The sequence below is a fragment of the Salinibacter sp. genome, assembly GCF_036626415.1.
In the GTDB taxonomy this organism is placed as follows: domain Bacteria; phylum Bacteroidota; class Rhodothermia; order Rhodothermales; family Salinibacteraceae; genus Salinibacter.
Genome location: NZ_JAZKRW010000005.1, coordinates 1 through 18,139, shown reverse-complemented (window position 1 = coordinate 18,139; position 18,139 = coordinate 1). Strand labels below are relative to the sequence as shown.

The following is an 18,139-nucleotide window of genomic DNA, read 5'->3' as shown; positions in this document are numbered from 1 at the left end:
CTCACATGTGTATCCACTGTCTAGACAGGGCACATGTTCGTAAGGTGGGCCCAACGCGGTACAAATGCAACGAAAAGAGACGCAGGGGGCGCGGGGGCCAGACAGCGGGAACCGAGGCAGGAGGGCCTATGCCGACACGGCGTCCTCGTACAAAAGGAGCCGGTTGTCCGTGTAGTAGGGCAGGACCGGCAGGGAGTCGACCCGGAAGCAGTAGTCGAGGTCTGCCGTCCGGTCTTGCTGCGCGAGCCATTCGGCGTGGTTGGCGCCGCGGAGGGCACTGTTGAGGTCGTTCCGATCGGTGTGGTAAAGCGTATAGGCGGTATGGGCCGAGTCGGTAACCGGGTACGGCTCATCCCCGTCCCAGAGGCGATCGAGAAGGAGGCCCGCGCACAGCGTGTCTTCCAGGGCGAGGCGGTTCTGGCGTCCTGCGCAGACGATGGTCACGGCCTCTGCCGTTTGTCGGACGAAATCGACGACGCGGCCCGCGTTCAAGAAGCAGGCCGCCACGAGGGTGTCGGCCTTCTTGGCCTGTTCGAGGGCTTGGGTTCCGTTGGAGGTGTTCAGGATGACGTCGCGTCCCTCAACGGCCTCGCGCGTGTACTCCGATGGGGAGTTGCCCAGGTGGTATCCCTCAATCTTTTCCCCGTTGCGCTCGCCCCCAAGGCGGTATACGTCCGGGTCCAGATTGCTGGCGATTTTGCCGGCCTGAGCCATGTCCGGAACGGGCATCACCGCTCGGGCCCCCCGGTCGAGGGCCGTCACGATGGTGGAGCAGGCGCGCAACACATCGATCACCACGACCGTCCGGTCCTGCACGTCGCCCTCCGAAATGTTCGAGTGTGTCAAGAAGACTTCGGCGTCCATCGGAACAGCGGATCGGGTGAACAACGGGAGCGAGGTGGAGGGGTGGGGCTAGTCCTTTTCGTAAAACGGGGGGTCCGTCACCTCCACGTCAAAGGTGCGGCGCCGGCTCGCAACCTGCAGGGGGCGTCCCGGCTCGGTGTAGGCGGGTTCATTGGGCACGTAACCCAGGCCGATGCCGGTGTCGAGGAGGGGCGATTGGGTGCCGCTGGTCACGATCCCGATGGCACGTCCCTCCGCGGCCCGGAGAATGTCGTCGTGGCGAGGAATGCCCCGCTCAGTCGCCACAAAGCCTACGAGCGTACGCTCCGGGCCGTGCTCGTGGACCTCGCGCAGGGCGTCCCGCCCGATGAAGGTGCCCTTGTCCAACTTTACCAGCCAGCCCAACCCCGCCTCGTAGGGATTGGTCTCTTCCGTGATGTCGTTGCCGTGCAGGCACAGGCCCGCCTCGAGGCGGAGTGTGTCTCGGGCCCCAAGCCCCGCGGGCTTTAATCCGCGATCCGCGCCCGCTTCGAGAAGGGTGGTCCACACGTGCCGGGCGCGGTCGGCGGGGACATACAGTTCGAGGCCGGGCTCGCCCGTATACCCGGTGCGGGAGATGAGGGCCGTATCGCAGCCGAGAAAAGCCCCGTCGGTTCGCTCCCAGAAGTGATAGAATGAGAGGGCGTCCAGGTCATCGTCAAGAAACGGCTGAGCGATGGCGAGCGCCTCCGGGCCCTGCAGGGCGAGGAGAGCGGTCTCCGCGGAGATGTCCCGGAGCGTCGCGTCCGTGGGATTCTGATCGTGCATCCACGCCAGATCTCGCTCCCGATTGGCGGCGTTGAGGACCATCAAGTACTCGTCTTCGGCACGGCGGTACACGATGCCGTCGTCAATGATGCCGCCGTCGGGCGTGCACATGACGGTATACATCGCCCGCCCGTCGTATAGGTTTGCGGCGTCGTTGGTCACCAGGTGCTGCACAAGGTCGAGGGCCCGATCGCCCTGGATGAGCACCTCGCCCATGTGGCTGACGTCAAACAGGCCGGCGTCGTTGCGGACGGCCATGTGCTCCTCGATGATGCTATCGTACTGCACAGGCATCTCGAAGCCCCCGAACGCCATCATGCGGGCGTCGAGGTCGTCGTGGACGCCGTGCAGCGGGGTGGTGTGGAGGGACGAGGCAGAATCGGCCATCGGAAGAGAAATGAAACTACAAGAGGGCAGCGACAGGCCTGGAGGACGTCACCAGCCTGCAGATCCCCATGATACCCGATGGCGCTAGTTTAGTCAACGAAGGGGAAATGATTTTGCGAGCCGTGGCTACGGCCGTCGGGCCTCGTAGCCGGCCTCCGACAGGACCGCGACTGCCCGTTCGGCGTCTGCTGCCTCCGCGAACGCGAGCCGGAAGGTGCCCCCGGTTCCCTCCCGAATGGTTTGGAGCTCGATGTCCTTGATGTTGAGGTCCGCGTCGAGAAGGTGGCCCGAGAGCTCGTGGATGACGCCCTCCTCATCGGGGGCCCGCACGTGAACGGCGGACAGGGGGTGGAGGAAGCCTTTCTGGTCGCGGGGCATCGCGTCCCGGGCCGTACGTGCCTCCTCGAAGGCGTCTTCGAGCGCATCCAGATCCTCCTCGATAAGCCGGTTTCGGAGGGTGCGCAGCCCCCGTCGGAGACGGCTCAGCGCCTCGTGAATTTCGCGCTCATTGCCCACCAGTACGTCCCGCCACATGTCGAAAGGGGACGATGCGATGCGGGTCATGTCGTGGAACCCGCCCCCGGCGAGCTGGAGAGCCAGGTCTTGGTCTTCCTCATCTTCGGTATTGGCGACGAGGTTGACGAGGGCCACGGACAGAAGCTGTGGAACGTGGCTCGTGGCGGCGACGAGGCGGTCGTGGCGAGAGGCATCCAGCACGAGCGGCCGACCGCCAGTGGCCTCGACCAACTCGACGACCGGCGCCAGGGGCCCGTCCAGGGCCGACGCGTTGGCATTTGCCGGGAGGCACAGGCTGTAAACGGCGTTCTCAAAGAGCAGCGGGTCTGCGTGGTCGATGCCGCTGTGCTCGGCGCCGGCCATGGGGTGGCCGCCCAGGAATGTAGCATGGTCGGGAAGAACGTCCGTGGCCTGCTCGAGGACGGGCTCCTTTACGGAGGCGACATCGGTCACGAAACAGCCGTCCGGAAGCGCGTCGGCGATGGTGTCGAGCAGCCGAACGGTCGTGGCGAGGGGCGTCGCGAGCACGACGAGGTCCGCGCCCTGCACGGCGGACACAGGGTCGGCCGCTTTCTTGTCGATGGCCCCACGCTCCTCGGCCCGCTCCAGGACCTCCGGCCGGTCGTGTCCGATGATCGTGAGCTCCGGCTGTCGCTGAGCCCAGGCAAGCCCGAGCGAGCCGCCGATGAGACCCGTTCCGATGATGGTAAGGCGTTTGATCATGCGCGGTGGGGACAAAAGCGAAAAGAGAAAACATTTCTGTTGGACCGCCTGCAGGGGGCCAGCCCGGGAAGTGAATGCACGCTGGGGCCACAGCGGATGTTCGGCGGGGAGGAAGGAAGGGGGACGAAATACAGGTTACCAGCCGCCCGATGAGAAGAGCCCCCTGCGGTGGAGGCAACCCACGAAAAACAGGCGAAGGAAGCGCTTTTTGTCTCTAAAAAACGCCACAAAGAGGGTCCGGTGGCGTACGTTTGATCCCTCGTCATCTGGCGGGAACGCCCCAAGTCCTCTCAGTGGACTTGGGGACAGATTTTACGCACCCAGCGACTAAGCTGCCACCCCATTTTATGATCAAGAAAGTAGACAAGCAGTCCAGCGATCGCGTCAAGGTCACGTTTGTCCTTCCGGAAGACCATCCGTACGGAGACGAAGTCTCGGTCGTGGGAGACTTCAACGACTGGACGCCGGGCGAGCACCGCTTTGTTCGCCGCAGCAACCAAACCTACAGTACGAATGTTCTGCTCCCCGAAAATGGGCACTACGCCTTTCGCTACTACAGCGAGGAGAGCGGGTGGATCAATGAGGAGGAGGCCGATCACTTCGAGGCCAGTGGCTTTGGGACGACAAACTGCGTGGTGGCCACGTAGTCCTCATCGTGTCTCGGCATAGGCGGCTCCTCCCTCGCAGAGGCCTCACTGTCGGAGGGCGGAGGCGATGTCTTTCGCCGTCACGGAGGGATTAAATGAGTCCTCACGCAGATTTTTCAGTACGACACAGGTGCCGCGCGGGGAGACAACAAACCGCTTGGGCTCGTCGCCGGCGTCTGGAAACGTGACCTCGATCGAGCGGTCCTCCTCGGCGGCCTGCTCACGCAGGTCCGCGACCTGATCGGCGTCGGGCGGAGCGTCGAGGGAAGGGGCGGAGTCGGTCATACGAGAGAGAAGAACGGTTTGCAAGAATGGAAGTGGCAAGAATCGTGAGCCCCACGCGAACGCCTCCCCCCCGGAAAAAGGCGCTCATGAGACGGAATTGAGCCCTCCTTATTCGGTCTCGGCGGGACGCCGGAGGCTCGTCACGAAGACAAATCCGTCGGGATTTCGAACGGCCATCCGGAATGCATCTCCGGGCTCAACCCGCTGGTACACCTCCATGAAGGCATCCATGTCCGAAATTTGCTCGCCGGCCATCTTAAAGATGATCTGACGCGGCTGGAGGCCCGAGTCTCGAATCATCCGGCTGGACTGGTCCACGCCCGTGATGACAACCCCCCGGGCCTCATCGAGCCCGAGGCGCCGGGCAATCTCGGGCGTGACGTCCTCGAGCTGTAGGCCCAACTCCTCCTGAAGGGCCTCGGCGGAAGAAGCCCCCCCCTCACCGCCGCTATTGCCCTCGGACGACGCCGTCATGCTCTCGCCACGGGCCCCCAGGGTAACCGTGAGAGTGCGTGCCTCTCCGTCGCGGTTAATCTGGAGGGCCGCCTCCTCCCCGGGCCGCATGCTGGCAATCTGGTTGCCCAGCTGGAGGTAGTTTTCCAGCGGGTTTCCGTTGATGCCCGTAATGATATCGCCGGCCTCAAGCCCGGCTTCGGCCGCAGGGGCGTCCTCTTCCACCTGCGAGACGATCGCCGAGCCCTTCGGTAGGTTTTCGTTTTCGACGAGCGTCTCTGGGGCCTTGCGGTAGCGAACCCCGAGGTAGGCCCGCCGCACGCTCCCTTCTTCAATAATCTGGGTGGCAATGCGCTCGACAGTGTTGGACGGAACGGCGAATCCGATGCCCTGATTGCCGCCGGACCGGGACACGATGGCCGTATTGATGCCGACGAGTTGTCCCTGCAAGTTGACGAGAGGACCGCCGGAGTTCCCAGGGTTGATGGCTGCGTCGGTTTGGATGAAGTTCTGCACCCCGCTGCCCTGGTTGGAGCCCCGGCCCCGCTGCGGGCTTGCCTGGAGACGCCCGAGGGCACTGATGATGCCGGCCGTAACGCTGTTGTTCAGCTGCGGATCGAGCGGCGAGCCGAATGCCATCACCCATTGCCCAACGCTAAGCTGCTCCGAGCTGCCGAAGCTAATGGCCGTCAGGTCGGAGGCGTCCACCTTCAGCACGGCCAGGTCCTTGTACTGGTCGGTCCCTACGACTTCCGCCTCGTACTGCTCCCCGTCCAGCGTCTGGACGCTCAGCTGCTCGGCGTCCTGAATCACGTGGTTGTTGGTCACGATGTGCCCGTCGGAGCGCACGACGACCCCGGAGCCAAGCCCCTGCCGGACCTCGGGCTCCGATGGTCCGCGCTGGCCAAAGAACTGCTCGAACGGGGTGCCCTCGAACGGGCTGCGCCGTCGGCGGTCCACCACCTTTGCGGCCCGAATCTGGACGACGGCCGGGTTGACGGATGCGGCGACCTCCGAGAAGGCCGTCTCGAATCCATTGGGCGTGGAAGGAGCAGCCTGCTCAACCTGTGTCGATCCATCGAGGTTGGCGGCTTGGCTGGACGTGCCGACGGCGTCGCCCACCCCGAACAGGTTGGCGCCCGCGGTGGCGAAGAGGATGCCGGCCAGGAACGCACCCCCAACAACAACGGCGAGGGAGACTTTGCCTTGCGTGCTCATTAAACGTGCGGAAGGTCGTAGGGAAAGAACGTGATGAAGAAGAGGCTCTCTTCGGGCTACACGAAGGGTCGTGCCCGCACCTCCTACGTTTCACAAACGAACGCCCCCCGGATGTTCGTACCGCCTTTCGTGTAGGACGTGTAACAACGCGGACCGTCGGGGAAAGTGCCATCGGAAGGCGGGGGAGGATGGCTCGGGGCGCTACTTGTCTCCGGGCACGCCCGGCTCTGTCATGCGCCGGATGTCCAGGTATTCATCAAGTTCGTCCTCGTCGAGCAGTCCCATCCGCTTTACGACTGTCCGGACGCTCTCGCGGTTCTTGGCGGCCGTCTTCGCCACCTCGCTGGCCTTGTCGTAGCCGATGGCCGTGTTGAGAGCAGTCGCCACGGAGGGATTCAGCTCCAAAAGCTCGCGGCAGCGCTCGCGGTCCGCCTCAATGCCTTCAACGCACTTGGTGCGAAAGGCGTCCACGCTGTTGGCAAGCAGATCGATGCTCTGTAGCATCGCGTGGGCCATCACCGGCATCATCACGTTGAGCTCAAAGTTGCCGTGGGTGTTGGCGACCGTGAGGGTGTGGTGATTGCCCGTGACCTGCGTGGCCACCATCATGACCTGTTCGCTCTGGACGGGGTTTACCTTGCCGGGCATGATGGAGGAGCCGGGCTGGATGACCGGAAGCTCGATCTCGCCGATGCCGCTCGTGGGGCCGCTGGAGAGGAGGCGCAGGTCGTTCGCAATCTTGAGCAAGGCCGTGGCGAGGGTGTTCAGCGCCCCGTGGGCGTCCACGTACAGTTCCTTGCCGGCCTGCTGGGCGAAGTGGTTGCCCGTCTTGTAAAACGAGAGGTTCGTGGCGTCGGTGAGGTGCCGGAGGGCCGTCTCAGGGAAGTTCTCCGGACAGTTGAGCCCCGTGCCGGTGGCCGTGCCCCCGAGGGTGACCTCCGAGAGGCGGTTCGAGGCCAGTTCGATCTGCTGGATTGCGTGTTCGAGCTGGGCCGCGTACCCGCCAAACTCCTGGCCCAGTCGCACCGGCGTGGCGTCCATCAGATGGGTCCGGCCGCTTTTGAGCACGTCGTCGAAGGCGTCCGCCTTTTCCTCAAACGCGGTCTGAAGGGCCTCCAGGGCCGGCAGGAGATCGTGCTCGAGGCCCATTCGGGCGGCGACGTGCAGGGTGGTTGGAATGGTGTCGTTCGACGACTGCGACATGTTGACGTCGTCGTTCGGGTGGACGGCCTTGCTGCCGCGGTCGGCCCCGAGGAGGACGGACGCCCGGTTGGCGATCACCTCGTTGGCGTTCATGTTCGTGGAGGTGCCACTGCCGGTCTGGAAAATATCGAGCACGAATTCCTCGTCGTGCGTGCCATCGATGACTTCCTCGGCGGCCTCGACGATCGCCCCGGCGGTCTCGTCCCCGAGGAGGTTGAGCTCCTGATTCGCCCGGGCGGCCGCCCGCTTCACGTGGCCCAGGGCCTCGATGAAGCGGCGGGAGAACCGAAGATCGCTGACCGGAAAGTTTTCTTTGGCCCGCTGGGTCTGCGCACCATACAGTGCGTCCACTGGGACCCGTACATCGCCGAGGGAGTCGCTTTCGGTTCGGTAGTCGGAACTCATTGCTTCGGGCAGGGGACTAGCGAGAAGAGAACGAGGACAGAATACAACCTCGTAACCGAGAGAGGAAGGGTCAACAAAGAGCGTCCGTTCTACTCCTTTGCCGAAGAGACTCTCACGGAATTGAATATTGACTGTGAGCCCACGGTGGACAGCCCTGATAAGCGCATATTTTTCAAGCGAGCGGACCGATTTTCAGTCTGAGGGCCGGCATGTTTTTCTGGAGACAGGTCCGAACCGCACCGCTGCCCCGGGGCGCGGCAATGTCGCTGTCGTCTCCTTCACCCCCAAGCCTTCCAGTGCCGATGCACTGCGTGGGAGGAAGTCATCCTCCACCGGTAGTAGGAGGTGGATCTTCTTTTGGGCGTTCCGGTGATTGGGACACCGACTGGCATGAACATTCTCCGGTTGCAGCAAAGAAGGATTCGTATGCTTGACGAACCTCGGACAGGACCTCTTTCACCAGGTCCGTACTTCAGTTCATCCTTGTGGCTCCGTGCGCAAATAGATTGGCAGGCGGTGGCATGGCAGCTATAGCGCCTTTGCACTCACGTCGTACTTTTTGAGCGTGGACTTCGTCAGGTTCTTCATTCTTCCCACCGCGCCGATTGCTTTTTCTCGTTCGAAGTCGGACAGTTCGTCCCAGTCCTCGTACGTGTTCTTGATTGCCTGTACGCCCGCGATGAGGACGTTCGTGTCCTTTCGGATCTCCTCTTTGTCCGTCTCCTGACCAATGAGCTCGAACTGCTTTTGAATGGATTCAAAGTCTGGGTGTCTGTCTCCATACGTTTCTTCAATGAGGTCCAAGAGGTCTTGACGTGTCGGGGACATAGACATAGTTCGGGTCGAACCTTAACGTGCTAGTAGTTGACGTGGGGGTCAAGCCAGGTTGCGCGAGGCTACCTCATCGGACAATGCCCAACCGTCTTGGGCCCGTGCGGGGACGTCCGGGCCAGTCGTCACGCCCGAATGATCTGCGCGAGAGCGAAAGGAAAGCAGGTACCTGAGCAGCAGAAGCCAACAGCCTGTACGAGGGCGACTCTCTCGTCGTGCCAAGCCTGTCCCGCTCAGGGTAGCTCCGACGGTCAGTGAGGGTTCATCATTCACTTCGGTGTGCTCCATCTCACGTCTGGTGCAGCGGAGCGCGTTTCCAGAGTTGAGATTAGGGTTGCTGGGGACGCTGAGCAGAAAGGGATTCAAACATCAAGTTGAGCAAAAACTACTCCGAGTAGATCGCGGAGGGAAGAGAGATCCCATCCGGAATGCTCAGAGACGACGGGCTTCTCTTCTAGAGGGGGCCGTTTCGGCGCAAGAAAGACATGATCACTAAAGACGTGCTGTCATCGGCGTCAACCGTTGTGTCTGGAGATCCTTTTTCTTGTATGTCCGTTTCAAAAAGTAAGTGTGTTGGATAGTTGTGTTATGGTGACGGGCCTCGAGACGGTGGGACCGGTCCTCATTTTGGGAGAAGGGGCCATCGGAACCGAGGGAAAGTGCTTCCGGCGCGAAGTTTGTCCATTGAACCACATACATTCGGGTGTTTTCTGCTCACTGGTTACTCTTCTTTAGCAATGGGACTTGCTCAGACACTCTCAACACTTAGGGACCGCGCTGAAGATCAAGGTCCGGCCCTGAACACTAAGGAAAAAACCAAGAATGCTCTCCTGCTTCCGTTCTTCCAGATGCTCGGGTACGATCCCTTCGACGTTCGAGAGGTCGAGCCCGGCCCGACCGTTGAACTGGGCGACGGCAGCTCAGAAGCGGTGGACTACGCTGTGAACATCGATGGGGCGCCGGCCATGCTTTTTCAGTGTGAAGACGCGACTGTCGGCCGGGAGGCCCTCAAAGACGCGCCGCTGCTTCGGCGTCTCGAGACCCTGGAGGCAACTGTCGTTGGGCTCACCAATGGCCTCAGCTACTGGTTCTACACGAAGGTTGCAGCGATGGGGGGGACGAACCTACTCCCTTTTCTCAAGCTGGACCTTTTCGGGTACGAGTCCCAGCAGGTCACTGACTTGAGGCGGCTCACCAAGTCCAACTTCGACACCGAGGAGATTCTGTCCCTCGCCTTCGAGCGCCAGCACACCCACTTGTTGCAGAACTACTTCGCCGAACAGAAAGAAAACCCCGACGAGCACCTCGTACGATTCTTGGCGGCCCAGATTCACGAGGGCGGCGTGTCGGACGATGTCCTCGGACGACTCCAGCCGGTCGTACAGACGTTCCTGGAAGACGTGAAGGTCGACCGTGAAACGTCCCTTCCGGATCAGAACGTGAGTGAACCCTCTTCTTCGTTAAACGAAGCAGATCTTGAGAGCGAGGAGGTGTCCACTGACGGAAATAATCAGACGCAGGCGAGCGACCAGTCTGCGAGCGCCGTGGGTCCGGCAGAATCAAATGACTCTTCCACGCAGAATCGTTCGGACCAGGAGAGCGTCGATGAAGAGGACTCGTCGGAAGAATCGCCAGAAAATGAGGATCTTCAGCAAGAGACCAACATCGGCAAAGAGCTCGCCCGCAAGGTGATCGGGGAGTAATGGTGAGCCGGACCGCTCAGGGACGAGTCACTGATCCTGGCGGGGCAGGAGAAGGAGAGATTGACGGCCGGAAGTGGCATTGAGAAGGTCTTCAGGCGGGGATTGTGCCAGTGCTGCCACGGAGACCTTCCCTGCGTGCGGCTATACCATAGACACAGAAATCCCGCAATTCCCCGAGAAGCAGGAAATTGCGGGAAGACGTGGTCAGGGGCGGATTCGAACCGCCGACACACGGCTTTTCAGGCCGTTGCTCTACCACCTGAGCTACCTGACCCAGAACGCACATGAACCTACCGGTTCCGCCCATGTCTGTCAATGATGGCGCCCCTCGTTTCATCCCCCATTCAACGGGGGCCGACCGTGATCCCCTGATGGGCCCTCGTTCCTATATTTAGGTTCTCGCGAACGGCCCACGCCCCACATCAGTTTCGACCGAAGCGTGTGGAAAAAGTGTTGGCCGGGAAGCTTCACGAGGTTGACCGTGTGGGTGGCCCGCTCCACGCTGAACTCCAGGTTGTGCTCGTCGAACATCGTGCTCTGCCCGTCCGCCGCGAAGACGTAGGGCTGGTCGTTTTCGCGAACCTGGCACGTGATGCGGGCGTCGGCCGGCAGGACGATCGGGCGCACCGTCAGGGTATGCGGGGCGATGGGCGTCAAAATAATCGCGTCCACCCCGGGCGCAATGATGGGCCCGCCGGTGGAGAGGGAATAGGCGGTGGAGCCCGTCGGGGTGCTGATGATGAGGCCGTCGGCCCAGTAGGTGTTCAACGGGGTCTCGTCCACGGCGACCTCAATCTCGATGAGGCCGGCCGCGCCGCTGCGGTCGAGCACAAACTCGTTGAGGGCCCATTCTGTATCGAGCCCCGATCCGGATTCCAGGTCTGCCTGCAGAACCAGCCGTTCCTCAAGTCGATAGTCCCCCGCTTCGAGGGCGTCGATTGCGCTGTGAATCTGTCCGATCTCGATGTCGGCGAGGAACCCCAGGCGGCCGACGTTGACCCCCAAGAGCGGCGTGTCGTTGGGGCCGGTGCGGTGGGCGGTGCGCAGAAGGGTCCCGTCCCCGCCAAAGGAGAGCACGATGTCCCCGGCCTCGGCCACGTCGTCGACGGCGTGATCGTCGCAGACGTCTGGGCCGAAGAGGCCGTGTTCTTCGAGGCCGTCGGCGATGGGTTTGTGGATCCGGAAGGGCAGTCCGTCGTCCAGGAGGCGATCGATAAGGGTGGCCAACGGGTCCCAGAGGGCGTCTTTGGTGGGGTTGCCGGTGATGCCGTAGACCATGTAGGGGGCGCTCAGAGCATTGGGGAAAAGGCCGGCCGCGGCCGTGTGCGACAGTCGCCTCAAAGCCCGGGGGCGAAAGAACGTTCCAAGGAAGGACCGTACATGAGTCCACAAAATTTTTGTTGCCAAACATTGTGTTCGCCGCGAGGTCGCCGTACAGTGGGACTTACCCTCGGAGTGCGGTATGGGCTCACCTACACGTCGATCACCGTGGAGGGAGTCGTCACGGGGCGAAAGGGGACGGATGTTGACGGGGGACCGTCGGAGCCGTCGGGGGAGTCCGGCGGGGCTCCCTCTGGCCGCGGTCCGCGACCTACGGCCGCACCAGGTGGACGGAGCAAGGGGCGAAGACGGCCACCTGGTGGCTCACCGTGCCGACGGGGCTGTCCGGGTCGTCCCGGTCGACGCGGTGAGAGCGCATCACGAGAAGGTCTGCGTCCTGCTCTTCGGCTACGCGGGTGATCTCAGGGCCCCGTTCCCCGTAGGTGATCAGGGATTCGACGTCGAACCCGTCGTCGGCCAGGTCGCTTGTCCAGGCGTTGAGGGTCTCCTCGGCGTCCTCCCGGAGCTCGTCGTAGAAGTCGTCCATCTCGCCGGGCTCTTCGTCCTGGAGCGTTTCGATGGCGTGGTGAAGCACCAGGCGGGTCTGGTCCGGGGCCGCGAGGGCCCGGGCCGTGTCCAGGACGTGTTCGTTGGTGCTGGAAAGGTCGACCGGGATCAGAAGCACGTCGTACATGTGACAAGGAGGGTAGCGGAGAAGAAGGGCGGAACGGGGGCCGTGATCGGCGGTCCCCGCTTCAGGCGTTGGATCTCGGCTCTGTATTGTACCATTTAAGCACCGAAGAGAAAAGCCGCGACACGAGCTCTTGACCGCCGACATGGCACATTCCGATCTCGAATCGTTGCGACGGTCCCTGGCGCGTCGTCTCCAAGAGAAGGCGGAGCTGGAGCGGAAGGTCCGCGCGGCCCACTCGCGATTTGAGGAGGAAGTAGCGCCGCTGCAGGAAGAGGTCCTTCGGCTTCAGATGGAGCGCCTGAAGGAGGCGGCCCAGGCACGCATGCGGAATGCACGCCTCCGCAACGCCTACCACGATGCCCAGGAGGCCTACGACGCGTTCCGATCTCAGGGCACACCGAATGCCCCCAGCACGGCCGAATCCGACTCGGACCTGAAGGCGACCTACCGACGGGCCACGAAGCGCTGTCACCCGGACGCCGTGCCCGACTCCTACCGGGCCGAGGCGGCCGGCACCTTTCGGGCCCTCGAGTCGGCGTTCGAGTCCGACCATCCGGACGCGGTGCGCGCCATCGCGGATGCTCTGGAGACGTGGGGCTTCCCGCGGCCCCCCACAGCCCCGCCGGAGTCGTCGCCGGCCGCCGCGGAGGAGGCCCTCGAGCGGGCCGTATCGGAGCTCGGGGCCTCCGTGGAACGCCTCCGCGCGTCGGCGGTCCACGACGTCCTGACCGCCTCCGGCGATGTTGACCTGACGTCGGCCGTTGGGGCCCGCAAGCGGGCACTGTGGGACCGCCTGCAGGAGCTTAAGCGCCGGCAACCGCCCCACGTCTAAAAAGCCGTGGAGGATCGGTGCGGGGCCGGGCCGCCCCATTGTGATTTGGGGGATGGACGACTACGTTGTACCGGCGTTGCCCCGTTGGCCTCCTGAACCGGCCGGCCCCCTCGCCTCGAAACGGGCCACCCTGGATCGTCGAGGCGCGTAGCGGGGCCCCACTCTCAAGTTCGACGCGTCGACCCTACCGCACCTCCATGGCTCAGTCCAGCACCCAGCAGCGCGGGCGCACGCCCCTGATGCGGCAGTACTATAAGATCAAGGAGCGCCACCCGAAGGCGATCCTGCTGTTTCGCATGGGCGACTTCTACGAGTCGTTCGACGACGACGCGAAGACGGTGAGCCGGCTGCTCGGGATCACGCTCACCGAACGCAACAACGGCGACGCCGACGACGTGCCGATGGCGGGGTTCCCGCACCACGCCCTCGACAGCCACCTGCCCAAGCTCATCCGGTCCGGCCTCCGCGTGGCCATCTGCGAGCAAGTGGAGGACGCCGACGACTCGAGCGGAAAGGTGGTGGACCGGGACGTGGTGGAGGTCGTGACGCCGGGCGTGTCGTTCCACGACCAACTGCTGAGCCCGAAGCAGTCGAACTTCCTGGCGGCCCTCCACTTCGGCACCGGCCGCGACAAGGACCGCATCGGGTTTGCCTTCATCGACGCGACCACCGGCGAGTTCAGCGTCACCGAGGCCGGCCTCGACCAGCTCCAGGACCTCATCCAGACCGTGGCCCCCTCGGAGGTGATCGTGGACAAGCGCAAGGAAGAGCGTCTCCAGCAGCGCCTCCGCGAGGTGCCGTTTACCGTCACCGAGCAGGAGGACTGGGTCTTCAAGTACGACTTCGCCTACCAGACCCTCCTGGAGCACTTCGGGACCCACTCGCTGAAGGGGTTCGGGGTCGACGACCTGGACCTGGGCGTGGTGGCGTCGGGCGCGGCGCTTCACTACCTGGGCGAGACGCAGAAGGGCACGCTGCCCCACGTCCGCAAGATCAAGCGCTACTCGAAGGACGAGCACATCGCGCTCGACCCGGAGACGAAGCGCAACCTGGAGCTCGTCCAGTCCATCCAGGACGACGGGCACGAAGGGACGCTCGTGAGTATCCTCGACGAGACGGAGACGCCGATGGGGGGACGCCGCCTCCGGGCCTGGCTGGTGCGCCCCCTCCGCGACGTGGGCCGCATCCGGCACCGCCTCGACGCCGTCGACGCCTTCGTCGACGCCCGCTCCCTGCGCGAAGAGGTGCGCGAGGAGCTGAACCAGATGGGCGACCTGGAGCGGCTGGCGGGCAAGGTGGCCACGGGCCGCGCCGCCCCCGGCGACCTCATCGCGATCAAGCACACGCTCCGCCGCCTCCCGAACGTGCTGGGGCTGCTCGGGGACGCCGACTCGGACGCCCTGGGCGCCATCGAGGACGACCTACGGCCTTGTCCCGACATGGTCGATCAGATCCAGAATGCCCTCGTGGACGACCCGCCCGCGAAGATCAGTGAGGGCGGCCTGATACGGGACGGCTACTCCGAGGAGCTCGACGAGCTGCGGACCATCGCGCAGGAGGGGAAGGACTGGGTGGCCAACCTGGAGAAAGAAGAGAGCGAGCGCACCGACATTCCGTCCCTCAAGGTCGGCTTCAACAAGGTGTTCGGGTACTACATCGAGGTGACCAACACCCACGCCGACAAGGTGCCCGAGGACTACATCCGCAAGCAGACGCTCGTGGACTCGGAGCGGTACGTGACGCCGGAGCTGAAGGAGATGGAGGAGAAGATCCTGACGGCGGAGGAGAAGATCGAGACCCTCGAGCAGGAGCTGTTCAACGAGCTCCGCGACCAAATCGCCCAGCAAACGGGACTCCTGCAGGAGAACGCGGAACTCCTGGCGCACCTCGACTGCTTCGCGGGGCTGGCCGAGGTGGCCGAGCAGCACGATTATACGCGGCCGTCGGTGGACGACGGGCTCACCATCGACATCGAGGAGGGCCGGCACCCGGTGGTGGAGCAGACGCTCCCGCCCGGCGACCCCTTCATCCCCAACGACATGTCCCTCGACCCGGACGACGAGCAGGTGCTCATCATCACCGGGCCCAACATGGCCGGGAAGAGCGTCGCCCTGCGGCAGGTGGGCCTCATCGTGCTGCTCGCGCAGGTCGGTTCGTTCGTGCCCGCCGAGGCGGCCCAGATCGGGGTGGTGGACCGCATCTTTACCCGCGTCGGGGCCTCCGACAACCTCGCGGCGGGGGAGAGCACGTTCCTCGTCGAGATGAACGAGGCGGCCAACATCCTCAACAACGCCACGGCCCGGTCCCTCATTCTGTTCGACGAGGTGGGGCGCGGGACGTCCACGTTCGACGGCCTCTCCATCGCGTGGGCCATCGTGGAGTACCTGCACGAACGGCCCGAGGTGGCGGCGCGGACCCTCTTCGCCACCCACTACCACGAGCTCAACGCCATGGCCGACCGCCTGGAGCGGGTGCACAACTACCGCATCCAGGTGAGCGAGCATGAGGGCGAGATCGTCTTCCTCCGCAAGCTCATTCCGGGGGGCGCGGACCACTCCTACGGCATCGAGGTGGCCAAGATGGCCGGCCTGCCGGACGGGGTGATCGCCCGGGCCCGGGAGGTCCTCCAGAACCTGGAGAGCCAGCACCTGGAGGTGGGGGGCGATGGTGAGATGAGCGACGGCGCCGACCCGTCCCAACAGCGGTCGGGGGACGGCATGCGGGCGAAGAAGGGGGACGCCGAGGCGGTGCCCGACCTGGAGGACAGTCAGGCCAACCAGATGCACCTCTTTGGGCAGCCCGACCCGGCCGCGGAGGAGATCAAGGAGATGCTCGGCGAGATTGACCCGAACCGCATTACCCCGGTCGAGGCGCTCATGAAGCTGGCGGAGATGAAGGAGAAGCTGGCGGACTGACGAGGCCGCAACAGACGGCCCCCGGACGGGTTCAACGGACCCGAAGGACACACACGTCCGGTCCGTTGCATCCGGCCTCGTGGCGCCATGAGCACGTACCACGACATTTTGGGCATCAATCCGGGGGCGTCCCAGGAAGAAATCAAGCACGCGTTCCGCCGGCGCGCGCTGGAGTGTCACCCCGACCAGGCCGACGAGGGGGACAAGGAGGCGGCCCAGCGCGAGTTCCTGCGGGTGCGGGAAGCCTTCGAGAACCTGAGCGAGTCGGAGGCCGGGCGCTGGTCGCGGGGGAACCGCAACGGCGACACGTCGGACGCGGAGGAGGGGAGCGGACGGGGCCGGCGCCGATCGTTCGCGGAGCAGTGGCGTAGCGCAGGGAAGGTGCGCGTGAGCAAAGACATTGTCGATCGCGTGCAGGGGCTGTCCAGGGAGTACCGGCTCATCCGCCAGAAGAACAGGATCACGATTCCGGTCTGTGCGGTCCTGACGGTCTCGCTTTTTCTCTACGACCCCCACACGATGCACGGGACGGGGCTCTATCTCTTCGACATGCTGCTCGTGGGGCTCATCGGGAGTGCCTGCGGGTTTGCCGTGGGCAGCACGTGGGCGTACCTGGAAATCTTCCTGGTCGGTGGCGAGGGGGCGTGAGCGGGTGGGGGCGGTCCGGTGTCAGTTTCCCTTCATCCTCAGTCCCCACATGGTCCGTTGCTGTACGTCCTCGCTCCTGGTCCTGCTCGTGCTCTCGTGGGCGTTCGCGGGGTGCTCGTCTACGCCGGCACAGGACTCGGGCGGGCCGCTGCCCCCCGAGCAGGCGGCCTACGACGTACTTCACTACGACCTGGACGTGACGGTGACCCCGGCCCGTGAGCGCATCGAGGGGGAGGTCGCGGTCCGGGCGGCGGTCGAGGACACGCTCGGGGTTCTGGTGCTCAACCTCGACCGTCGACTGTCCGTGCGGCAGGCCTGGGAGGGGGGAGAAGACGGGGCGGTACGGCGTCTCGTGGAGCGCAGGAACGGGCAGAATGAGCTCTGGATCGACCTGGGGCGGTCGTACGTGCCCGGCGACACCCTCCGCGCGAGGGTGGCGTACGCCGGAAGCCCCCGCGTTGCCCCGAACCCGCCCTGGGACGGCGGCCTGACGTGGGACGAGACCCCGACGGGCGCGCCCTGGGTTGCGACGTCGTGCCAGACGGAAGGGGCCGACCTCTGGTGGCCGGTCAAGGACCATCCGTCCGACGAGCCGGACTCGATGGACCTGGCGTTCACGGTGCCCGACTCGCTCGTCGCCGCCTCCAATGGCCGTCTGCGTTCGGTGGAGCGGGCGTCGGACTCGACGAAGACCTACCGGTGGCACGTGTCGACCCCGATCAACACGTACAACGTTGCCCTCAACGCCGCGCCGTACGTGTCCCTCGACACCACCTACACCAGCACCAGCGGCGACGCCGTGCCGGTCTCGGCCTACGTGCTGCCGTCGGACTCGGCCCGGGCCGCCCGGGCCCTGCCGGCATTCCTCGATCAGGTGCGCTTCCTGGAGGACACGCTCGGGCCCTATCCCCCACGGGCGGACAAATACGGGCTTGCCCAGTCGCCCTTCCTGGGCATGGAGCACCAGTCCCTGATCGCCTACGGACACGACTTTACGCCCGGGGGCCTCGGGCACGGCGCCCCCTTCGACGCGCTCCACTTCCACGAGCTGGCCCACGAGTGGTACGGCAACCTCGTGACGGTGCGGGACTGGAAGGACTTCTGGCTCCACGAGGGACCAGCCACGTACCTCGAAGCCCTGTACGCGGAAGAGCGTCAAGGGGACAGCGCCTACCACGGGCGCATCGACCGCTTCCGGCAGGCGATGACCGGGGGGGCGCCAATTGCGCGTCGCGGGCCCACCACGGCGGGGGAGATCTACCACGGCGACGTGTACTACCGCGGGGCCCTCATCCTCCACACGCTTCGGCACGTCATTGGGGAGGAGGCCCTGCGCACCCTCCTGCGCCGATTTGCGTATCCGGACGGCCCCGTACGGGACGGAGAAACGCCCTTTCGCCACGTCACGACCGGCGAGTTCATGCGTCTGGCCGAGTCGGTCTCGGGCCGATCCCTCGACGCGTTCTTCGAGGTGTATCTGTACCGGGACACACTGCCGGTTCTGGAGACGAGCCGGGCCGACGGACGCCTTCAACTGCGCTGGACACACACGGGAGAGGCGACGTTCGAGGTGCCCGTGCCGGTGCGCGTCGCGGATTCAACGCGACGGGTGTCCATGACCGGCGGGGAGGGGCGCCTTTCGGTCCCGGCGGACGCGGACGTGGAGGTGGACCCGGCGGGCTGGGTGCTCCGCCGACAGTAGCCGTCGA

At 64.5% G+C, this 18,139-nt stretch carries 15 protein-coding genes and 1 tRNA gene; 6 read left to right on the top strand and 10 right to left on the bottom strand.

All coding sequences use genetic code 11. The annotated features are described in order from the left end of the window. Positions 1-126: 126 nt before the first annotated feature. The 3 genes from V5A20_RS01470 to V5A20_RS01460 all read right to left on the bottom strand — a co-directional run bounded on the left by V5A20_RS01470 (position 127) and on the right by V5A20_RS01460 (position 3,276). On the bottom strand, positions 127-864 hold the full coding sequence (locus V5A20_RS01470) for a 2-phosphosulfolactate phosphatase (RefSeq protein WP_332314745.1): 738 nt from the start codon (positions 862-864) through the stop codon (positions 127-129). A 48-nt stretch (positions 865-912) separates the two neighbouring features. Then, entirely contained in the window at positions 913-2,037 is a 1,125-nt protein-coding gene (gene gcvT / locus V5A20_RS01465) for a glycine cleavage system aminomethyltransferase GcvT (protein ID WP_332314746.1), read from the bottom strand. Between the two features lie 126 nt (positions 2,038-2,163). Beyond that, positions 2,164-3,276, bottom strand: a complete 1,113-nt coding sequence (locus V5A20_RS01460; RefSeq protein WP_332314747.1) for a prephenate dehydrogenase/arogenate dehydrogenase family protein — start codon at positions 3,274-3,276, stop codon at positions 2,164-2,166. A 347-nt stretch (positions 3,277-3,623) separates the two neighbouring features. On the opposite strand from V5A20_RS01460, the gene V5A20_RS01455 reads away from it, so the two are divergent. Continuing rightward, positions 3,624-3,923: an isoamylase early set domain-containing protein gene (locus V5A20_RS01455; protein ID WP_332314748.1), complete on the top strand. Its 300-nt coding sequence runs from the start codon at positions 3,624-3,626 to the stop codon at positions 3,921-3,923. A 45-nt stretch (positions 3,924-3,968) separates the two neighbouring features. Here V5A20_RS01455 and V5A20_RS01450 read toward each other — a convergent pair whose 3' ends face one another. The 4 genes from V5A20_RS01450 to V5A20_RS01435 form a co-directional block, all read right to left on the bottom strand. After that, a complete protein-coding gene (locus tag V5A20_RS01450) occupies positions 3,969-4,208 on the bottom strand; it encodes a hypothetical protein (protein ID WP_332314749.1) in 240 nt (79 codons plus the stop codon). A 108-nt stretch (positions 4,209-4,316) separates the two neighbouring features. Beyond that, positions 4,317-5,879, bottom strand: a complete 1,563-nt coding sequence (locus tag V5A20_RS01445; RefSeq protein ID WP_332314750.1) for a Do family serine endopeptidase — start codon at positions 5,877-5,879, stop codon at positions 4,317-4,319. A 201-nt stretch (positions 5,880-6,080) separates the two neighbouring features. Further along, positions 6,081-7,487 carry a class II fumarate hydratase gene (locus V5A20_RS01440; protein WP_332314751.1) on the bottom strand — a complete coding sequence of 469 codons (1,407 nt, stop codon included), beginning with the start codon at positions 7,485-7,487 and terminating at the stop codon, positions 6,081-6,083. Positions 7,488-8,015: 528 nt separating this feature from the next. Further along, positions 8,016-8,291 carry a hypothetical protein gene (locus V5A20_RS01435; RefSeq protein ID WP_332326578.1) on the bottom strand — a complete coding sequence of 92 codons (276 nt, stop codon included), beginning with the start codon at positions 8,289-8,291 and terminating at the stop codon, positions 8,016-8,018. An 875-nt stretch (positions 8,292-9,166) separates the two neighbouring features. Between V5A20_RS01435 and V5A20_RS01430 the strand changes: the two genes are divergently transcribed. After that, a complete protein-coding gene (locus tag V5A20_RS01430; RefSeq protein ID WP_332314753.1) occupies positions 9,167-10,021 on the top strand; it encodes a hypothetical protein in 855 nt (284 codons plus the stop codon). A gap of 201 nt (positions 10,022-10,222) precedes the next feature. Here the strand turns inward: V5A20_RS01430 and V5A20_RS01425 are convergent. The 3 genes from V5A20_RS01425 to V5A20_RS01415 all read right to left on the bottom strand — a co-directional run bounded on the left by V5A20_RS01425 (position 10,223) and on the right by V5A20_RS01415 (position 12,035). Then, a tRNA-Phe gene (locus tag V5A20_RS01425) sits at positions 10,223-10,295 on the bottom strand. Between the two features lie 59 nt (positions 10,296-10,354). Further along, positions 10,355-11,299 (bottom strand): NAD(+)/NADH kinase, encoded by a 945-nt coding sequence (locus V5A20_RS01420; RefSeq protein ID WP_332326577.1) that lies wholly within the window; start codon positions 11,297-11,299, stop codon positions 10,355-10,357. A gap of 313 nt (positions 11,300-11,612) precedes the next feature. After that, positions 11,613-12,035 (bottom strand): universal stress protein, encoded by a 423-nt coding sequence (locus tag V5A20_RS01415; RefSeq protein WP_332314755.1) that lies wholly within the window; start codon positions 12,033-12,035, stop codon positions 11,613-11,615. Positions 12,036-12,177: 142 nt separating this feature from the next. On the opposite strand from V5A20_RS01415, the gene V5A20_RS01410 reads away from it, so the two are divergent. From V5A20_RS01410 to V5A20_RS01395, 4 genes are all read left to right on the top strand, one after another. Beyond that, positions 12,178-12,867 (top strand): hypothetical protein, encoded by a 690-nt coding sequence (locus V5A20_RS01410; protein ID WP_332314756.1) that lies wholly within the window; start codon positions 12,178-12,180, stop codon positions 12,865-12,867. 197 nt (positions 12,868-13,064) lie between these two features. Then, positions 13,065-15,782, top strand: coding sequence for a DNA mismatch repair protein MutS (mutS, locus tag V5A20_RS01405; protein WP_332326576.1), 2,718 nt, complete (start codon positions 13,065-13,067; stop codon positions 15,780-15,782). 87 nt (positions 15,783-15,869) lie between these two features. Next, entirely contained in the window at positions 15,870-16,430 is a 561-nt protein-coding gene (locus tag V5A20_RS01400) for a J domain-containing protein (protein ID WP_332314758.1), read from the top strand. 49 nt (positions 16,431-16,479) lie between these two features. Then, positions 16,480-18,132 carry a M1 family metallopeptidase gene (locus V5A20_RS01395; protein WP_332326575.1) on the top strand — a complete coding sequence of 551 codons (1,653 nt, stop codon included), beginning with the start codon at positions 16,480-16,482 and terminating at the stop codon, positions 18,130-18,132. The last annotated feature ends 7 nt before the right edge of the window (positions 18,133-18,139 follow it).

What these genes read in the sequence shown, in the direction of transcription:
- mutS (WP_332326576.1), top strand. Translation starts at nt 13,065, where the DNA reads ATGGCTCAGTCCAGCACCCAGCAGCGCGGGCGCACGCCCCTGATGCGG.
- V5A20_RS01420 (WP_332326577.1), bottom strand. Translation starts at nt 11,299, where the DNA reads ATGGTCTACGGCATCACCGGCAACCCCACCAAAGACGCCCTCTGGGAC.
- V5A20_RS01450 (WP_332314749.1), bottom strand. Translation starts at nt 4,208, where the DNA reads ATGACCGACTCCGCCCCTTCCCTCGACGCTCCGCCCGACGCCGATCAG.
- V5A20_RS01470 (WP_332314745.1), bottom strand. Translation starts at nt 864, where the DNA reads ATGGACGCCGAAGTCTTCTTGACACACTCGAACATTTCGGAGGGCGAC.
- V5A20_RS01455 (WP_332314748.1), top strand. Translation starts at nt 3,624, where the DNA reads ATGATCAAGAAAGTAGACAAGCAGTCCAGCGATCGCGTCAAGGTCACG.
- V5A20_RS01460 (WP_332314747.1), bottom strand. Translation starts at nt 3,276, where the DNA reads ATGATCAAACGCCTTACCATCATCGGAACGGGTCTCATCGGCGGCTCG.
- V5A20_RS01440 (WP_332314751.1), bottom strand. Translation starts at nt 7,487, where the DNA reads ATGAGTTCCGACTACCGAACCGAAAGCGACTCCCTCGGCGATGTACGG.
- V5A20_RS01400 (WP_332314758.1), top strand. Translation starts at nt 15,870, where the DNA reads ATGAGCACGTACCACGACATTTTGGGCATCAATCCGGGGGCGTCCCAG.
- V5A20_RS01445 (WP_332314750.1), bottom strand. Translation starts at nt 5,879, where the DNA reads ATGAGCACGCAAGGCAAAGTCTCCCTCGCCGTTGTTGTTGGGGGTGCG.
- V5A20_RS01410 (WP_332314756.1), top strand. Translation starts at nt 12,178, where the DNA reads ATGGCACATTCCGATCTCGAATCGTTGCGACGGTCCCTGGCGCGTCGT.
- V5A20_RS01415 (WP_332314755.1), bottom strand. Translation starts at nt 12,035, where the DNA reads ATGTACGACGTGCTTCTGATCCCGGTCGACCTTTCCAGCACCAACGAA.
- V5A20_RS01430 (WP_332314753.1), top strand. Translation starts at nt 9,167, where the DNA reads ATGCTCGGGTACGATCCCTTCGACGTTCGAGAGGTCGAGCCCGGCCCG.
- V5A20_RS01395 (WP_332326575.1), top strand. Translation starts at nt 16,480, where the DNA reads ATGGTCCGTTGCTGTACGTCCTCGCTCCTGGTCCTGCTCGTGCTCTCG.
- gcvT (WP_332314746.1), bottom strand. Translation starts at nt 2,037, where the DNA reads ATGGCCGATTCTGCCTCGTCCCTCCACACCACCCCGCTGCACGGCGTC.